The sequence below is a fragment of the Candidatus Saccharibacteria bacterium oral taxon 488 genome (assembly GCA_013100825.1).
In the GTDB taxonomy this organism is placed as follows: Bacteria; Patescibacteriota; Saccharimonadia; order Saccharimonadales; family Saccharimonadaceae; genus Nanosynbacter.
Genome location: CP040001.1, coordinates 663,176 through 678,979 on the forward strand (window position 1 = coordinate 663,176; position 15,804 = coordinate 678,979).

Annotated in this window: 16 protein-coding genes; 7 read left to right on the forward strand and 9 right to left on the reverse strand. The window is 43.0% G+C overall.

Features of this window, described 5'->3' with window-relative positions; translation table 11 throughout:
- Positions 1 to 8 precede the first annotated feature (8 nt).
- Genes FBF26_03565 through FBF26_03595 form a run of 7 tightly spaced genes read right to left on the reverse strand, consistent with a single transcriptional unit; the run spans position 9 to position 7,914 of the window.
- The gene (locus FBF26_03565) at positions 9 to 2,513 is read right to left on the reverse strand and encodes a hypothetical protein (protein ID QJU10323.1); all 2,505 of its coding nucleotides are present in this window, start codon (positions 2,511 to 2,513) and stop codon (positions 9 to 11) included.
- A gap of 47 nt (positions 2,514 to 2,560) precedes the next feature.
- Entirely contained in the window at positions 2,561 to 3,163 is a 603-nt protein-coding gene (locus FBF26_03570; protein QJU10324.1) for a CHAP domain-containing protein, read from the reverse strand.
- Complete coding sequence (locus tag FBF26_03575; protein ID QJU10325.1) at positions 3,160 to 4,938, reverse strand: DUF87 domain-containing protein; 1,779 nt, start codon at positions 4,936 to 4,938, stop codon at positions 3,160 to 3,162. The genes FBF26_03570 and FBF26_03575 overlap by 4 nt, the downstream gene beginning before the upstream one ends.
- Positions 4,935 to 5,573 carry a hypothetical protein gene (locus FBF26_03580; protein QJU10326.1) on the reverse strand — a complete coding sequence of 213 codons (639 nt, stop codon included), beginning with the start codon at positions 5,571 to 5,573 and terminating at the stop codon, positions 4,935 to 4,937. Before FBF26_03580 ends, FBF26_03575 begins: the two co-directional genes overlap by 4 nt.
- The gene (locus tag FBF26_03585; GenBank protein ID QJU10327.1) at positions 5,545 to 6,051 is read right to left on the reverse strand and encodes a PrgI family protein; all 507 of its coding nucleotides are present in this window, start codon (positions 6,049 to 6,051) and stop codon (positions 5,545 to 5,547) included. The genes FBF26_03580 and FBF26_03585 overlap by 29 nt, the downstream gene beginning before the upstream one ends.
- Complete coding sequence (locus FBF26_03590; protein QJU10328.1) at positions 6,048 to 7,565, reverse strand: type IV secretion system protein; 1,518 nt, start codon at positions 7,563 to 7,565, stop codon at positions 6,048 to 6,050. Before FBF26_03590 ends, FBF26_03585 begins: the two co-directional genes overlap by 4 nt.
- 7 nt (positions 7,566 to 7,572) lie before the next feature.
- Positions 7,573 to 7,914 carry a hypothetical protein gene (locus FBF26_03595; GenBank protein QJU10329.1) on the reverse strand — a complete coding sequence of 114 codons (342 nt, stop codon included), beginning with the start codon at positions 7,912 to 7,914 and terminating at the stop codon, positions 7,573 to 7,575.
- A gap of 258 nt (positions 7,915 to 8,172) precedes the next feature.
- Between FBF26_03595 and FBF26_03600 the strand changes: the two genes are divergently transcribed.
- The gene (locus FBF26_03600) at positions 8,173 to 8,481 is read left to right on the forward strand and encodes a hypothetical protein (protein ID QJU10330.1); all 309 of its coding nucleotides are present in this window, start codon (positions 8,173 to 8,175) and stop codon (positions 8,479 to 8,481) included.
- Here the strand turns inward: FBF26_03600 and FBF26_03605 are convergent.
- Positions 8,476 to 8,961 (reverse strand): helix-turn-helix transcriptional regulator, encoded by a 486-nt coding sequence (locus FBF26_03605; protein QJU10331.1) that lies wholly within the window; start codon positions 8,959 to 8,961, stop codon positions 8,476 to 8,478. The two genes, FBF26_03600 and FBF26_03605, sit on opposite strands and share 6 nt — an antisense overlap.
- On the opposite strand from FBF26_03605, the gene FBF26_03610 reads away from it, so the two are divergent.
- From FBF26_03610 to FBF26_03620, 3 genes are read left to right on the forward strand one after another with little or no spacing between them, the layout of a single operon-like run.
- Positions 8,903 to 10,075: a glycosyltransferase family 2 protein gene (locus tag FBF26_03610; GenBank protein QJU10332.1), complete on the forward strand. Its 1,173-nt coding sequence runs from the start codon at positions 8,903 to 8,905 to the stop codon at positions 10,073 to 10,075. The genes FBF26_03605 and FBF26_03610 overlap by 59 nt on opposite strands.
- Positions 10,072 to 10,806, forward strand: coding sequence for a hypothetical protein (locus tag FBF26_03615; GenBank protein ID QJU10333.1), 735 nt, complete (start codon positions 10,072 to 10,074; stop codon positions 10,804 to 10,806). Before FBF26_03610 ends, FBF26_03615 begins: the two co-directional genes overlap by 4 nt.
- Positions 10,799 to 12,064, forward strand: a complete 1,266-nt coding sequence (locus tag FBF26_03620; GenBank protein QJU10334.1) for a glycosyltransferase family 2 protein — start codon at positions 10,799 to 10,801, stop codon at positions 12,062 to 12,064. Before FBF26_03615 ends, FBF26_03620 begins: the two co-directional genes overlap by 8 nt.
- A gap of 49 nt (positions 12,065 to 12,113) precedes the next feature.
- Here FBF26_03620 and FBF26_03625 read toward each other — a convergent pair whose 3' ends face one another.
- On the reverse strand, positions 12,114 to 12,959 hold the full coding sequence (locus FBF26_03625) for a hypothetical protein (GenBank protein ID QJU10335.1): 846 nt from the start codon (positions 12,957 to 12,959) through the stop codon (positions 12,114 to 12,116).
- Between the two features lie 142 nt (positions 12,960 to 13,101).
- On the opposite strand from FBF26_03625, the gene FBF26_03630 reads away from it, so the two are divergent.
- From FBF26_03630 to FBF26_03640, 3 genes are read left to right on the forward strand one after another with little or no spacing between them, the layout of a single operon-like run.
- Positions 13,102 to 14,103 (forward strand): Gfo/Idh/MocA family oxidoreductase, encoded by a 1,002-nt coding sequence (locus tag FBF26_03630; protein ID QJU10336.1) that lies wholly within the window; start codon positions 13,102 to 13,104, stop codon positions 14,101 to 14,103.
- Positions 14,090 to 15,220, forward strand: coding sequence for an aminotransferase class I/II-fold pyridoxal phosphate-dependent enzyme (locus FBF26_03635; GenBank protein QJU10337.1), 1,131 nt, complete (start codon positions 14,090 to 14,092; stop codon positions 15,218 to 15,220). Before FBF26_03630 ends, FBF26_03635 begins: the two co-directional genes overlap by 14 nt.
- Entirely contained in the window at positions 15,220 to 15,711 is a 492-nt protein-coding gene (locus tag FBF26_03640) for an NUDIX domain-containing protein (GenBank protein QJU10338.1), read from the forward strand. The genes FBF26_03635 and FBF26_03640 overlap by 1 nt, the downstream gene beginning before the upstream one ends.
- Positions 15,712 to 15,804 lie beyond the last annotated feature (93 nt).

Genomic DNA, 15,804 nt, shown 5'->3' on the forward strand with positions numbered 1-15,804 from the left:
CTAAAGCCTCAGATTTCATCTATCATCGGCTCCGCCTTAATCTGTGATCTCTTCTTCGGGCGCTTGTTAGTTTTGATTGCTTTTCTTGAAAGATACCCGCTAGAACTTTTTCCCCCAGAAATCTCTTCTCGCTTCCTGGCAAATTCCTTTCGTGAGTGTTTAACAATTTCATCTCGCACCGACTCATCGCCCTCATTTTCCAGTAGTAAAGTCTGCCCAGATAGCGGCTCTTGCGCGTACACCGCCGCCAGCCTAGCGTAATAATTATATGCAGGCAGGTTGCTGATCTCGCCCGGCTCAATGTATGGACTAAACATCGGCAGCAAGCGCTGTTCATCCTGCGGGTTTCCAGTTCGGAAGCAGATAATTGTGCCGACATTTGCCAAAATTATATTCACCGTTTGCTGGTCGCTTTGCTGCGAAGTGGACTGCTCAGCCATAATCATAAAGACGTGATATTTGCGGCTCTCGGATAGCATTTGCACAAATGACGTCGTGGCGAAATTCTGAAACTCATCGACATACAAGTAGAACGTCCGCCGCTCCGCCTGTTTGATGCGGGCGCGACGGAGACTTGCGAGCTGGAGCTTCGCAAGTACGGTGATTCCAAATAGCTCAGATGTGTCTTCGCCGAGCAAACCTTTGGACAAATTGCAAATAAGTATTTTCCCCGAGTTGATAATATCGTCAAAGTCAATCGTCGATTTTGGTTGCTCGAGAATTTGTCGAGCTGACGCCGAAAATAAAAACCGCCCAATTTTCGCCGTAATTCCCGCCGACATTTTCACTTTCTGCATGTCGCCAGCTTTACCAAACTCGTTTTTCCAGAAATTTATCAAGTTTGTATCGTCAAGATTTTTGACAACACTGCGGCGATATTTCGGGTCATTTAGCAAATCAAACACAGTGAAAAGCGTGGGATTTTCCTGCGTGAGTGCGGTTTGAATGGTGTTGCGCAAAATGTATTCGATACGATGCCCACCCGAGTCCTCGTCGCTAAAGATTTTCCGAAAAATCGACACGACCGACTCAGTGATAAGATCTTTTTCGCGCATCAACTCGCTGCCATCTAGCCCGGGCGTTAGCTCCAATAAATTCAAACCAATCGGATAATCCAAATCATCGGGATTGAAATAAATCACGTCGCCAAGACGCTCCGGAGGAACCTGCCGCAAAACCGTCTCTGCCATATCGCCATGCGGGTCAATCACAGCCACGCCTTTGTCGCTACAAATATCTTGCACGATTTGATATTGTAACATCGTAGTTTTGCCGCTGCCCGTACCGCCGATGATATACTGGTGGCGTTCGCGCTCAGCTTCCGTCAAGCCAATCGGCGTCACCGTATTGTGGTGATGATTTTCACCAATAATTACATCGAACTTTTCTGACTGCTTGAGTGAAATTGGCACAGGCAGCGTGCGGCTGAGCGAAGTTATCAAATTGTCGGTTTTACTATGATAACTTGAAGGAAAATGAAACAAGCTAGCAAGTTCGCTTGAAGCGAGGATCATGGAGCTATTTTTATGCAGCGATGGCAGGCGCTTTATGGATGCAAGAATTAGCAGGTTATTCAAAATCGGCAGACGATACTTCGCCTTGAGTGATTGGTATGGCGGCGTACTAAAACCGTCCAGCGCGGACTTAAGCGCGGCGATATGTCTCTTCGACTCCGGGCTATTTACCATGACGCGGAGGTTGACGCGAAATAGCGAACGAGTCACTTTTTGATGCATAGTTCCCATTAGTTCTAATTCAAAAGCGCTGAGCATGCGCGCCGGGCGGTCGTCTCGCGGCGTTCTAGTTTGTTGCCGTGAGGGTGTAGTTTTTGAATCGTAATAATTACGATGACTGGTTGTCATGCTAGCATGAATTTCGCTGACGAGGTCGGTTACGCCAGAAGAAATTTTACCAAAGAAGTTAGCCAGCTTGCCGATAATCGATAGATTTTTGCTGCTAACATATTGCAAAATATTTTCATTGCCGAGAATTTTATGCGACAAAATTTCTGCTTCACGTAAGCGCGCTGGTGTTGCTATAAGCTGCAAAATAATTTCCTCTTCGTCATCCAACCTGGTCATCGCACCAATCACATAACTGAGTGGATCGCGTTGCTCTAGCGTCGAATTTATAGCTAACGGCAAGACGTAATGCCCAGTTTCTCGAAATTCAATAACTTGATAATCATCACCGCTCTTCCGCTCAACTGTGCGAACCTTTGAGTCGGCGATGTAGGAGGTAATCACTTTTTGCATGTTCGCAGCGTGACGCCGTTCGACCTGCACCAAATACCGCACACCATGCTCTTTAGTTGATATAATTTCAAAACTCATAACTGGCGACCGACCGAGCAATTTTTCTTTGAGTGAGCGCGCCGCCCGATGTCCATGAATTACCGAAAATAGTTGCTCGGTTGCTTCAGGTGTTTTGGCGATCGTGGCAGGCGGTGTAATTTCCAGCCAAACCATGCCTCGTGTTCGCAAATATCGACGATTCAAAACAAAACGAATCACCAACCACAAAATGACCGCGCTAATCGTAAGCGTGATTACGATTAAAACTATCGACCCAAGCCATAAGGCGGTGGCGAGGTAATCGGCTGTGGATTCCACGGCTGTGCTCCTGGTTTATTATGAATAAATTTATACGATTTGGCGACTTCTTTGGAAAAAGTGCGCTGCGACACCACGTTCAAACCGCGCGCGTTCATTTCAGAAATTTTCCAATCACCGCTGATTTGATTAACTTCTATCACATACGCAACATGTCCATAAGGGCCTTCATCAGTCTGAAAAACTGCACCAGCCGCTGGTGTATCGTTGACGATGTAGCCATCACGCTTGGCGTTATCATCCCAGGTATTAGCATTGCCCCAAGTGTTCGGAATCGGACTGTTTGCCCACCGGCGCATCGCATACGCCCACCACGTACAGTTGCCCCAGGCGTAAGTGTTTCCAGGCATCACGCCGCCATTATAAAAGCCGCTCTCTTCCGCCGCTTTAGCGCTCGGCGCGTTTGCTAAAAAGCTCATTGCCGGTAAGCCAAGCGATGAAATAGCTAAAATCGGAAACATCAAAATAAGCAGTAAAGTGGCGATGATTATAGCTATAATTTTCTTAATGCTGAAGCCGAAATTTGTAAACAAAACTGCCGCGCCGTTCATGATGAATATAACTCCGCGGGATTGGTAGTGATGAGCGGATGCTCTTTCTTGGCTGCCACAACTTTAACGGCAACATGGTTTTGGTCGGCGATAAGCAAAGCATCGCCTCGTTCACAGGTGAGCAGAAAACTTTGTTCGTATTCACTGAGGTTGAATTCGTTAACCACGCCCTTGATAGTCGTTGTGTCCTGGCGCATTAAAATTCGCAGCGCACTCTGCGAAGCGATGGCGCGGCCATATTCACTTTTGAGAAAGTCATTGGCTTGTTGCGAGATGATCGACACTCCGAGGTAGTATTTGCGAGCTCGACGCACCAGCCCCGCCACGAATCGCGCCGATTCCTCGTGCTGCAACAAAATCCAGCCTTCGTCGATAATCAACAGCTGCTTTTCTGGCTTAGCCATGACTTGATTTTTCACAAAATTAGAGATAATCAGCATCATAATTTGGCGCAAATTTTCTGGCAAATCTTTGATGTCGAAAATGACCAGGCGGTTGTCTAATTTAACATTTGTTTGCGCGTTGAATACATCTGCCAACGAGCCAGAAATATATTTTTCTAACTTTTCACATAATTTTAGTTGACCCAATTTCCTAAGTTCCGCGTATAAATCTTCTAAAAGTGGCTGTTTGGTTTTTGACTTTTTGTAGATTTTCAAAACCGCCTTGTCGATGGCGGCTTTTTCGCGCGCCGTTAAACTTTCAGCCATCAAACCAATTACATCCATTAGATCTTGCGTATGTTCAGACAAATCACTAATTTCGTGAACAGTCGTCGCTAGGTCAAAAGGGTTAATTTTCTGCTTACTCTTGGCGGATAATTTTATATACGTGCCTTTTACTGATTCGGCGAGGCGCTTGTATTCACGCTCTGGGTCGATGACGATGACACGCGTGCCTTGCATGAGTTGGCGTAAAATCTCGACTTTGGTGGTGTAACTTTTGCCAGCACCCGACTGCGCAAATGTGATTGAGTTAGCATTATGTAAACTAAACCTATCCAAAATAACCAGCGAGTTGTTTGATTTGTTGACACCGTAAAGGATGCCCGATTCCTGGACTAATTCTGATGACATAAACGGAAAAGTCAGGGAGGCGCTGGAACTATCAAGATTACGCTTTTGCGCCAGCTGATCTTCGCCGCGCGGCAAAATTGATTGCAGTGCCTCCAGTTGCTGATAGTGCGCTACCTTTGAGTAAAACAACCGTGCCGATAGATTCGCTTCAAGCAACTTGGTGGTTTTATCAAGTTCTTCTTTAGTCTCAGAGCGGATGCAAATGTATATCGCCATTTGGAATAATTTTTCTTGACCGCGCTGAATTTTATCACGCAAATCAATCGCCGATTCAAGTGGGTCGGTAATTTCCGAGCCAACAATCCGTCCTTCGCGCATCATCGCCCGGCGCATGGATTCAAGTTCGGTAATTTTACGATTTAGTTTTGGCAGTGCCGCTCGGGCATCTACTTCGTGTAGATGATAACTAATGTCGATGTCGTGATTAAAATGAATCAAGCTGTCCATCCAATCCGAACTCGCTACGAACGGATATCCAGAAATGAATAGCGTGCGCATGTACACGCCATCAATGCAAAGATAATCAACATTTTCTTCCAGCCCAGCGTAGGATAAAATATCCAGAGTGTCTTGTTCGCCAAACGTGATATTGAGTTCTTTTTGCCGCTCTTCGCGCTGGCGGTCACGACGGCGTTTCGGGGCGCTAATTGCGTTGCTGATTCTTTTGATAAATATTGGTGTACGTGATTTTCTAATCATTTAATTTCGCTCCCGTCTCGCATGAGCGCGGTGTGAATTGTTTGCAAAGCGCGTTCAGTTAGCGGTTGAATTTTTGCCTGCGCTGGGCTGTAAAAACTGTAGAACAAATCAAGCAATTCGAGGCTATCAAGCTGGTCGGCGCGCATGCCGAGCCGCGCCATACCTTTGGCGATAATATCGATGCGGAGTTTGAGTTGTTCGCGAATTAAATCAAAATCAGCTTTGTTGTCGGTCGGTCGAAAAGGAATGATGATATAAAAATGTCGCGTCAAAATCTTGTTGTCGGTGATGAGCGAACGAATAAATTCATCGTAATTTTTCAGTTGAATTTTATAGACAGGAATCGTCTCGCTTTGCAGTCGATAGTTCAGATCTTCTAAATATCCGTCCATATCAATTTCGCGCGTACGTACTAAAATTTGAATCGGCCAACCAATTGAATTGAGAAAACTTTCGTAGGTATCAATAATTGCGTCTTGCTCATCCTCGCTACGCAGTTCAAAATTCAGCGCCGAAACGGACAAGATTGCCCGATAATTATTCTGCGGTAATAACAAAATTCCGTCGCGCACACCCTTTAGTACAATCTGTCGCCTAGCACTAGATTTAGCGTTTGACTTTCGTAAACCGAACATGCAAACCTCCTTTCTTGTCAGTTTCAAAACGAACATTAGCGGTTGGATCATCTATAATTTGGCGGGTTTTGATGGTTGATATGTTGTCTAATTTTTCTGGCTTTTGCGGCTTTTCGGCTGGTTTATTTATGGGTTCTTCATCCTCGCGCGGAGTACTTTTATACTCATCACGAAACGCAGTAGTGTTTTTATTGAACAAATAATATTTTGGTCGTAAATTGTAACGTAGTACCGTCACCAACCAAAGTGCGATGATTTTACCCTTAATGCGAACCGACAAAATCCCACAAATCATCAAACTTAACGCCATCAAAACGTATTTATAAAGTGCACCGTTCATGACCGGCGGCAGCAGCGCGAAAACTCCCGCGCTAAAGAAAACAGGAATCATCAAGAGCACGATTTGTGAAAAACCGAGCTTGCCGATAATCCGATCTTCTACGGTGGTAACCTGCGCGGGAACGACTGTCGTTTTCATGATTTTTTACCTCGCTGTTTAGTCGATTTTATTTTTGATCCGGCACGGTAAGTTGTGCCGGTTTTGAGTGGCTTTGACTCGGGCATATTAACAACGGTTGGATTATTTTTGCTGCGCGGATTTACGGCGTAGGTGATTTCCGCGTCGCCTTTTTTGTTTAGATAACTCACTTTCATCGGCGACTTTGTTTGACGCGCCACCGTTTCGAGAGTCGAGTGAACCCGGGCTTTTTTGGCGGCGTGAGTAGTATCCCTAACGCGCTGGGTAGTTTTGTGTACCACTTTCGAGCCAGTGCCCGTCATGTAGCTGACGCCGTTCATAAACTGACCACCCAATTTCTTTAGATTACGCGCGCCCATGCTAACGAAACTAAATTGCATCATCACGCCTTGAACTTTTAATAAAGTCAGAATAGTTGCTATGCCTGCTACCATCGCCATCAAGGTATCGGGCAGAGCATTGTTGCCGCCAGTGGTCGCCATGCCAGAAAATAGTGAAGATGCTAGTTGCAAAATAACCACATGAACAAACAAAACGAAAATTGTTGACAGGAACGTCTTCATCGAAGTTTCGGCAAAATCACGAAACCCCGGCACCAGCCACAGCATACTCACTAGCGGCGATAAGACAGTGCCGATGAATAAAGTAATTAAACGCATAACATAATACACCAATAATATGACCGAGCAAATCAAAAACACCACCATGATCAGCAGTGCCGCCACACCCTGACCAGACGTTTTTTCGACAACTTTGATGAGCGTACTCCAAACGGTCGATGCACCCGAAACTTGATTGACGGCTGAGATGAGGACATTAGACAAACTAATGATGCCGTCAATCAAAAATATTGAAGTGTTCATTAGTAAAAATATCAGTGCTATGCGTGGCAGCAAGTGCTTAACTTCAACTTCATCAAAGCCAAAACTTGACGCACTCATGACTTGAAATCCAACTAACGCCACGATTAAAATCAGCAGCACATCAGCGATGCCAACCATCACCAGCCATAGATTAAACACGGTTTTATTACTCGCCATCAGCGGCGTTGATTTGGTGAAAAATTCTAACGCGCTCAGAAATGGCGAGGCTATGGCGTTGATGATTGATGACAATAGCCCCGTCACGGCTTTGATGATCATTTCGATCAAGCCGTTATTTTCTGATTTGGGTGTGACTGCCTGTAGGTTCGGTAGGTTTGCGTCATTTGGATTTTGCACCGCTTGATACGAACCATTAAGGATAGAAACTATTGTCACGGCAGCCAGTACGATGACCAGCCCGATCACCGCTTTCTTGGCGATACTTTTAGCGTGCTCCATGCGGTCTGGTTTGCCGCTGCTGGTTATGTAAATATAGCCAGCATGCGCCAAAAAGAAAGCGCAAGCCAGCGACGCGATGCCCGATAAGATTTTGGCTGTCGGCAAAACATAGTCGCGCACGGTTTTTATGGCGCCAGCCGTATCGGCAAATAACACTAAATTACTAGTGAAAATATCGACAAAGTCGAACATGGACGGGTTATCCTCCGAAAGCTTGTCGCGCTAAGGTCGTTACGATGTTCGCCAATACAAACGCCGCGATGACAATAGCCAAACCAATAGCCGACCACGTGATAGTGCGCTTTGCTTTGTCGAGCTGCTCAGGATTTCCCGAGCTAGTGATATATGTAAAACCGCCAGCAACAAAAAAGCCGGTCGCTACTAGACCGGCTAGCCCCGCCACCACCTGGATGACGCTTCGTATAAAATTCTCGACATTACTGACACCCGCTGGTGCAGCTAGGGCTACGTTCGCCAACACAAATGGCGCTCCAACCGCGATAAATATTGCCGCCAAACAATATGTTTTTCTTGACACCATAAACTCCCTTTCACCAGAGCGTGAACTTTGTGTTTACCTCTGTTATTTTTACGTTAGCAGGCATCATTTTACTTGGCAAGACGGCACTTAAAAGTCTATTACGGCGATATTAGTATGTTAGTTTCTAGAGAGGTTTGTTGAATTTATAGAGGTGTAGCTATGTTTTATTTTGAGCTAAAAATTAAATTAACGAACTTACTAAAAATGATATTTGACTGCTAACTTTACACTAATAAAAATTACAAGTAAACTAAAAACATGAGCAAACTAAAATCCGAAAAGGTTGTTATATCTTCGCCGCTATCGTTTAGTGGTTCGGCAAAACGTATTTGGAAAATCACAGACGTGGATAGTCCAGCGGTGAAGACGCTGCTTGGTTTGGTGGCTGCCGTGCTCATTTTGTTTGCTTGGATTTTTGTGGCGCTTTGGTATGTGCTGATTTATGTTGTTTTTGGAATTTTGTTCATTCCATATCGGCTGCTGCGACGGAGTAGCCGTAAGCAAAAACAAGCAAAATTGCGGCACCGTGAAGTACTGGACGCGATAGAGAAAAATCGTAACTTATAATCGCCGCAACACGGTTACGCGTTTCTTGTCGTAAGTTTTCTGGGATTTGTGCAGGGCTTCAGAATGAGAATCAAACCACATGGTTATGTCGCCCGTTAGCTTCAATAATTCAAGACCGGTTTTCGTCAATTCATATTCAACCCGCGGCGGAATCGTCGGATAGAAAAAGCGCCGGACGATGCCGGCGCGTTCTAGTTGCTTGAGGTGCTCGGTGAGTACTTTTTGAGTCACCCCCGGAAGGGAGCGGTGCAGCGCAGAATAGCGCTTAGTCTCAGCTCCGAGAGAAAGAATGATTGCGATAGTCCATTTTCGAAACAGCAGGCTTGTCATGAAATCGCGCGAATCGGCGTACTGATTTTTAGATACAGTAGTTTTTGTCATGGTTACCTCCCGTTGATGTAAATGTATATTTGGCGCAAAAATGGCTGATATAAAATATCTCTGGAGATGCCCTCCAGAGATACCGCTCAACAACCTCATGCCTACAAGATACAACAAGATAGCTGCTAAGTCAACTATTTCGTTTAATGCATCAAACCAGACCGTACTTGACCATCCGCCTAGCACCTGCAATAATATTAAAATGAAAGTTCCAAATTATCTGCGCAACTATGATTCGTTTCATGCTGCACGTATGAATTACTACAAGAATACAGGGAGCGGGAGTCAAGAATCACAAATTGCGAGCCGCATAGAAAGTCAAACTCCAAAAGAAGAGCTGGGCAGAGTGGGTGATGCTATAGAACAAATATCCTCCTTCTCTCCGGGATATGTTATAGTAACCTCGACAAAAAATCGTGAAGATAAGATAATATCATCCTACAATAAATTGTGCGAACAAGACTATAATGGAGACTGGTCATGGATCGTGGTTGATAATGGATCAAGCGACAATACTATTGAACGCCTAAATAGCCTGGGCGATAGACGGGTGCATGCGCTGAGCTATACCGCAATAACGGGCTGTGCTTACCCTGTTCGCAACTACGGTTTTGATGTTGCAGCATTGGCTGTTAAGAAGTCCAGTTCTAAGACTAAATGGATTATGAACATAGATTCAGATGATCAGCTCTATGACAAATCAAGCCTTAGAGAGCTTAATAAACTGAATTCTGTAGCTGAAAAGCTCGGACAAACGGCGACCTTAATACATGGGTTTGCGGTATGGGAGATGATTAACCCTGACGGTAGTGTTGACATGAGTAGTTGCCCTGCTAATGTGGGCTCTGATTTTCCTCGCGTAGAAAGAATGAAAGATATTCATGAAAGAGGGTTGATTTTTCTGGCTTCCGCAATGTCAAGAGGTATGATTCCGGATATTCGCTACTCTGCGGAGTTTAGTTTTGAGGACGACGCAATAACGCAAAAAATAATGCTCAACGCCTTAAAACGAGGAGATAGATGGCTGCACACAAACTACCCAATAATTTTAAAGGGCGGAGGTGACGACTCTATGATTAGTAGAAACAATCTTGTAGGAGATCCTTCTATGAGAGCAACGATCGGCATCGGACACGAGGTTAGTGGCATCAGAGCTCAGATAGTAACTTATTTAAGCAAACTGAGAGACTATTACGTTAGAGAGGGTCTATGAGAGATAGCCATACATCATTAGATGAAGTTATAAAAGTGCTTACCGACAACCCCCACATTTCCGAACTGCATCTTTTTGGCTCACGAGCAATAGAAAAGAGTGATGGACTTTCTGACATTGACTTAACCGCTACCTCGCCGCACCCAGCCGCCGCCGAAGCCTACGCTCGTAAAAGTTTGGCGGATAAATTTGGCTTGAGCGCGGTCTACACGATTAAGAATGATGAACATGAAATTGCCCGAACTTTTTGTCTGAGCGGTATGAGCCCGTTTCATAAAATTGACATTGGGTTTTCGCTACCTAGCGAGGTCAAGTTTTTTCCAAACTCTAGACTCATTTTAAAAAACGACCAACCACAGAAGCCTAGCATTGAATTCAAAAAATGGACAGAACCACGCGCCGAGCACGATTATTTCGACGTGATGATGGGCTCGTTGCGCTACATCAAGCACCGCCGTCGCGGCGAAAATTGGCAGGCGTACAAATGCTACCGCGGCTTTATTGAGCAGCTGGCGAATGCACACGCGGCGAGTAACTCACCGCACAGTATATATAAAGAGCTAGACATACAAGGCAATGATGAAATTCTAAAGCTATTTTTTGCGGGCGACATCCACGAAAAAGAGCGAAAATACTACGAATTTATCAAAAACCGCGCCGAAAACGAGCGGCTTTTGCCGGGGTTTAGCAGGGACTTACAGGAAATTTGGGAAAATTATCTAGATGGCTGAAATCAATAAAAAAGCACTTAACTGGCCTATAGTAGACTATGTTGATGGCAGAAAAGTATTTAATGATTGTAGCAGCGACACGAACACACTAAACAAAGAACTCTCCGTCCTTGAATGTCCTACAGAATTGTCAATCATAATGCCCACCATGGAGCGTCCATCAAAAACAATAAATACGCTTCGTTCGCTAGCGCAATCTGCAATTAATGCTCATATGCCTACAGAGGTAGTAGTTATGGACAACAGCTTCAATCCTGGCTTACACGAAGTGTTAGAAAGGACACTTAGTACAGATAGAGTACTTGGATCCATAGCCTTAAGGTATTGTTATGATCGAACTCTAACCTTTCCTGTTGCAAGAAATATTGGTATTGATTTAGCGAGCGAATCATCTCAGTATCTCGCTAGCTGGGATTCTGATATTTACTGTTCCCCAGATGCTCTTGAAATACTTTTTGACTATTGGAAAAACAATCCAGATATTGATGCTTGTGCACCGCCGCTAGCTACATACAATTCACATAACACACTTAGACCGACATACGAGTCTGAGTCAATTGGTAATATTGAAAAAAATCAGAGCGATCGAGCCAAACTTGATATGCCCGGAAGGCTGGGTGATGAGATTGGCTGCAGACGAGATGACGCCATCTTAAGCACTATGATGCGAGGAGCCTATCTATTTACAAGGTCGTTCGCAGAAAATGTAAGCGCTAAGCACTCCGAAAAAGATCTATTTCTTAGAGATTTTACTGTTTGGTCTAATGTACCAACCTGCATGACAGCAAATGAGATGGGTAAAAATATGGCTTACGTTATAAATAGGCACGCAATTGCTTTCCATGATTTATCCAAAGACGGTGTGTCTATGAGTAAAGACATCCCCTTGAGAATTGAAGAGAATCTAAAGTCTTTAACGTTGCTTTTCTACAGAGAGATAGATCAGGTTACAGCCCACCCAGACAATTTGCTGAGCAGATTTAATAAAGCGGCTATTGTAAGCCTACTCAAAGTAAATGAGGGTGTAGCAGAGCGAATAGTAGAATACTTAATTGGCGTCGCTAGGTTAATTCGAGAAAGCGAAAGCTGCGAGGATATGGCAGAGGCGAACAACTTAAGTAAACTATTACCAGACTGTCAAAGACAGAATCCTCATTTACGTAATTTTATAAATAGACTAACGACACCTAGTACGTATAAAAGAATAAAGGAATTGAAGTCTTATAACACAAGCGTCAGTCCATACGAACTAAGATAAAGACAAGCCTCTCCGTTCTCACGTCGAATAACCAAATATACGAACAAAGCTAGTTAATATCAACATTCTGGTTTCTATGAACTTGGTTGACATCTATTATTGTGCGTAAAATTGATGACATAGTTTTTGCACCCACTTCTTCTGCATAAGTGGCTAAGGCGGGTACATCTTTTGACCAACAGTGAGATGACCATCCCCTGTTCCATGAGAGAGTTCTCATATGAAAACCATCTACTCTGGAGTCTGACGACCATGCTTGTTGTACCTTGATAAAATTAGCATCGGCACTTTTACATAGTTCATAAAGAGCGTTTATAAAACTAACCTTTAGAGCTGGGTATGAATTTTCTACAAGTTTTGTAATCTCAGCTTCAAGAGCACTAACTAAATGTATTTTTATATTTGGTTGCATTTTGTTCCATAGAAATTCAGCACATCTAGTTGCAGTGTCCTCATCTCCACCAATCACTAAAGTTTTGTGTTTAGATGGATTAGTGGGATCTGGGAATTCACTAGGATCAACATAGTAATTGCCCATGCCAATAAGCTCAACCGATACTGCTATATTTTTACCCGTAGTTTTTACTAGCCTATCGGCTGTACCTGGCTGAAGTGCCGACTTAATCAATATAAGGTCTGTCTGCAGCCAATCCACTACATCGTTAACGATAGACATATTCAACTTACCATCACTGCCCAATTCCGTTGGAACGCAAACTATTGCAATATGGCAAGAGTTTACAATATCCCGTGATTTCTGTTTATTAGCCCAGTAGTTCACTTTATTTTGTAACAATTCTTCTCTAGGTTCGTCATAGATAATAGCATCTGGAAACATCTTACTGTAAGCCCTGCCTACATATCCATTGCCTATTATAGCGATTGCTGATTTCATGATAAAAGTATAGCATAGTTTTAGGTGCTGTCATCAGATAAAACAAATAGTTATGAACAATAGAATCATGATAAAATGGTGAACATGAAGTTCTTCGATCATAACTTAAAAAATAACACTTTGGTAGAAAGGTGTAGTTGCTGTGTCGGTTAATCGCTCAAACCATAATCAGATATTAAATATAGGGGTAATAGGTCTTGGGGAACAATTTGCAGACAACATAATGCCTGCTATATCTTCGGTGGGAGATATTTGCATAAAATCGGTTTGTGACACAAATAGTGATAGGTTATCATTTCAATCTCATAGACTAAACGCCATAGGATATTCTAGATTTGAAGAGATGATTTCAAAAGAATCTCTTGACGGGGTTATCGCTGTATCGTACCCTAGCGTACACTATGAAGTAATCAAGCTATCAGCAGAGAAGAAATTACCTGTGTTAGTAGAGAAGCCGCCAGTCGAATCAACTCAGCAACTGGAAACTCTTCTGAGGGAGTATAAGCATGAAGTATCCTCCGTTGTCGTTGGCTTAAATTTTGGCTTTTCTGAATCCTTTCAAAAACTAAATAGCCTCATACAGCAAGGCAAGATTGGCGACCCTCTTTTGGTCAACGTGACTCATTACGCAGATAAACCAAAAGAACCTTTATGGGGGCTAAATACTATACGTTCGATATTATTAGCGCAGGCTATACACCCGTTAGGCTTATTACTAGAAATTGGGAAAATCGTAAGCCTGATTGATGCGCAGTTACTCAAAAAAGACAATGGCCTATTTCTTAATATAATTATAAGCATGCAAAATAAGGACGGAGAACCTTTTACGGCTAATATCGTTACGGGATCGTCTGCCCCTTACTTTAACTGGAGTGTTAATGTATTTGGAAGTAAAGGCGTTGCAGACATAGACTCACTAAACGAGTTACACATAAGGTCTACTCTATACGATAAATGGTGGGAAAAAACGTGGAACAGCAGTCCGGTGATGAGCGGCGGAAGAAGATCCGGCTTTGAGCAGGAGATTAGAGACTTTGTGAAATTAATCAAGGAAGGCGAGACGGAGCATTATAATAAGTTACATGATATGCTCCCCATTTATAAAATAATTGACCAGCTAGAGGATATGTATGTTGGAGAATAAGTATATTAATTTCGACAAATATGAGATGTTCGAAATACAAAAAACTTTTAAGACACGTAAACTTGCCGGAACCTCTGAAGTAGTCACTCAATATGAGTATAAGTTGGCTGCTTTCTTCAAAGTGAAGCATGCTATAGCTCTTTCAAGCGGAACATCGTCCCTACATGCTCTTTTGTATGCATATAACATAGGTCCAGGTGACGAGGTTATTTTATCGCCATCCGCACCCGTCATGTCAGCATTGCCTATATTGGCAGTGGGTGCACAAATTGTATTCGTTGATAACACAAAAGAGTCTTTTGGATTTGATATTGATGATTTGAAAAATAAGACTACAAAGAGGACGAAGATGATAGTTTCCGTCCCTATGTGGGGATACGCAATCAATTCAGGCGAGATACGTGATTATGCCAAAAGTCAAAACATACCTTTTATTGAGGACGTATCTCATTGCCATGGGTCTATAGACGAGGGTAAATATATGGGGACGTTCTGTGATGCGGGCTTTTTTAGCACACAAGAACGTAAACTTATCTCAACTGGAGAGGGAGGCTTTGTCATTACTAATGATGACAAAGTCGCAAACCGCCTAATAGAGGTTAGGGATTTTGGAAAACCTGTGTCTGAATTGTCGCGTTTTCCAGACCATATTGGTGAATATGGCTATTTGTTTGGTTTGAATTTTCGAATTACTGCTCTATCTGCCGCCATAGGTATTGCTCAAATTGATAAATTAAATAAAAAGATAGAATCTAGAACTAAGAATGCAAATAGAATTAAAGAAAGTATCAGTGACATTGGTTGGTTAAGAGAGGTCGCTATAAAAAATGAGTCGCAACCAAATTACTATGCGATGCTATTGATGATTACGTCAGAGGACTACAATAATAGTAGTGTTGGCAAAAGACTATTTGATAGTGGTATTGTCTCCGATACATACCGTTTCAAAATTAAACCTCTATATAAAATGCCAATATTTAAAAAATTTGCGTCAGATTGTCCTAACAGTGAAAGTCTGCTACGCAAAATTATTACGCTACCAACTCACGAAGGTTTAACGAGCGACGACTTAGCATTAATAGTCAAATCAGTAAAAAGTATGGAGGCAAACGTATAATGAAAGCAATTTTCAAAAATACTAAAGATCATAAAAAACATTTTACCGCGACAGGATATACTGTTAATAAAAACCGTACCAAAATGCTACTTATCCATCATAAAGGCTTAAATAAGTGGCTGCCCCCTGGTGGTCATATTGAAGACAACGAAGTTCCGCATGAGGCAGCTATACGCGAAGTTTACGAGGAAACTGGCGTAATGGCCATACCGATAAAAGATGATGAAAACGATCTAGTCCTAAAAGGTATAAAAGAGGCGCAAATTCCACGACCGTACGCTTTGATGTATCAAATTATACCAAAAAGCAAGAAAGATGTTGAACATATCCATCTTGATATGGTATTTGCTCTTGAGGCTGATGATTCTGACAAGATTACCGCACAGTATAAGGAAGTTCACGATGTTAGATGGGTGACAAGGAAGAGTTTAATAGATGAATATGACACATTTGACTCAGTAAGGAGTTTTGCTAGAAGCATGCTCAAGTGATAAGCCCATATACACATTCACTTCACGTACCGCCCAATTATACAGCTCGTACAAACCTATCAAGGTCGTATTCGCCCATGAAAATCATTTCGT

Excerpts from the sequence above, each read along its gene's own strand:
- FBF26_03600 (QJU10330.1), top strand. The coding sequence starts at position 8,173 with ATGAGCAAACTAAAATCCGAAAAGGTTGTTATATCTTCGCCGCTATCG.
- FBF26_03590 (QJU10328.1), bottom strand. The coding sequence starts at position 7,565 with ATGTTCGACTTTGTCGATATTTTCACTAGTAATTTAGTGTTATTTGCC.
- FBF26_03575 (QJU10325.1), bottom strand. The coding sequence starts at position 4,938 with ATGATTAGAAAATCACGTACACCAATATTTATCAAAAGAATCAGCAAC.
- FBF26_03605 (QJU10331.1), bottom strand. The coding sequence starts at position 8,961 with ATGAGGTTGTTGAGCGGTATCTCTGGAGGGCATCTCCAGAGATATTTT.
- FBF26_03615 (QJU10333.1), top strand. The coding sequence starts at position 10,072 with ATGAGAGATAGCCATACATCATTAGATGAAGTTATAAAAGTGCTTACC.
- FBF26_03610 (QJU10332.1), top strand. The coding sequence starts at position 8,903 with ATGGCTGATATAAAATATCTCTGGAGATGCCCTCCAGAGATACCGCTC.
- FBF26_03625 (QJU10335.1), bottom strand. The coding sequence starts at position 12,959 with ATGAAATCAGCAATCGCTATAATAGGCAATGGATATGTAGGCAGGGCT.
- FBF26_03620 (QJU10334.1), top strand. The coding sequence starts at position 10,799 with ATGGCTGAAATCAATAAAAAAGCACTTAACTGGCCTATAGTAGACTAT.
- FBF26_03570 (QJU10324.1), bottom strand. The coding sequence starts at position 3,163 with ATGAACGGCGCGGCAGTTTTGTTTACAAATTTCGGCTTCAGCATTAAG.
- FBF26_03640 (QJU10338.1), top strand. The coding sequence starts at position 15,220 with ATGAAAGCAATTTTCAAAAATACTAAAGATCATAAAAAACATTTTACC.
- FBF26_03585 (QJU10327.1), bottom strand. The coding sequence starts at position 6,051 with ATGAAAACGACAGTCGTTCCCGCGCAGGTTACCACCGTAGAAGATCGG.
- FBF26_03635 (QJU10337.1), top strand. The coding sequence starts at position 14,090 with ATGTTGGAGAATAAGTATATTAATTTCGACAAATATGAGATGTTCGAA.
- FBF26_03580 (QJU10326.1), bottom strand. The coding sequence starts at position 5,573 with ATGTTCGGTTTACGAAAGTCAAACGCTAAATCTAGTGCTAGGCGACAG.
- FBF26_03595 (QJU10329.1), bottom strand. The coding sequence starts at position 7,914 with ATGGTGTCAAGAAAAACATATTGTTTGGCGGCAATATTTATCGCGGTT.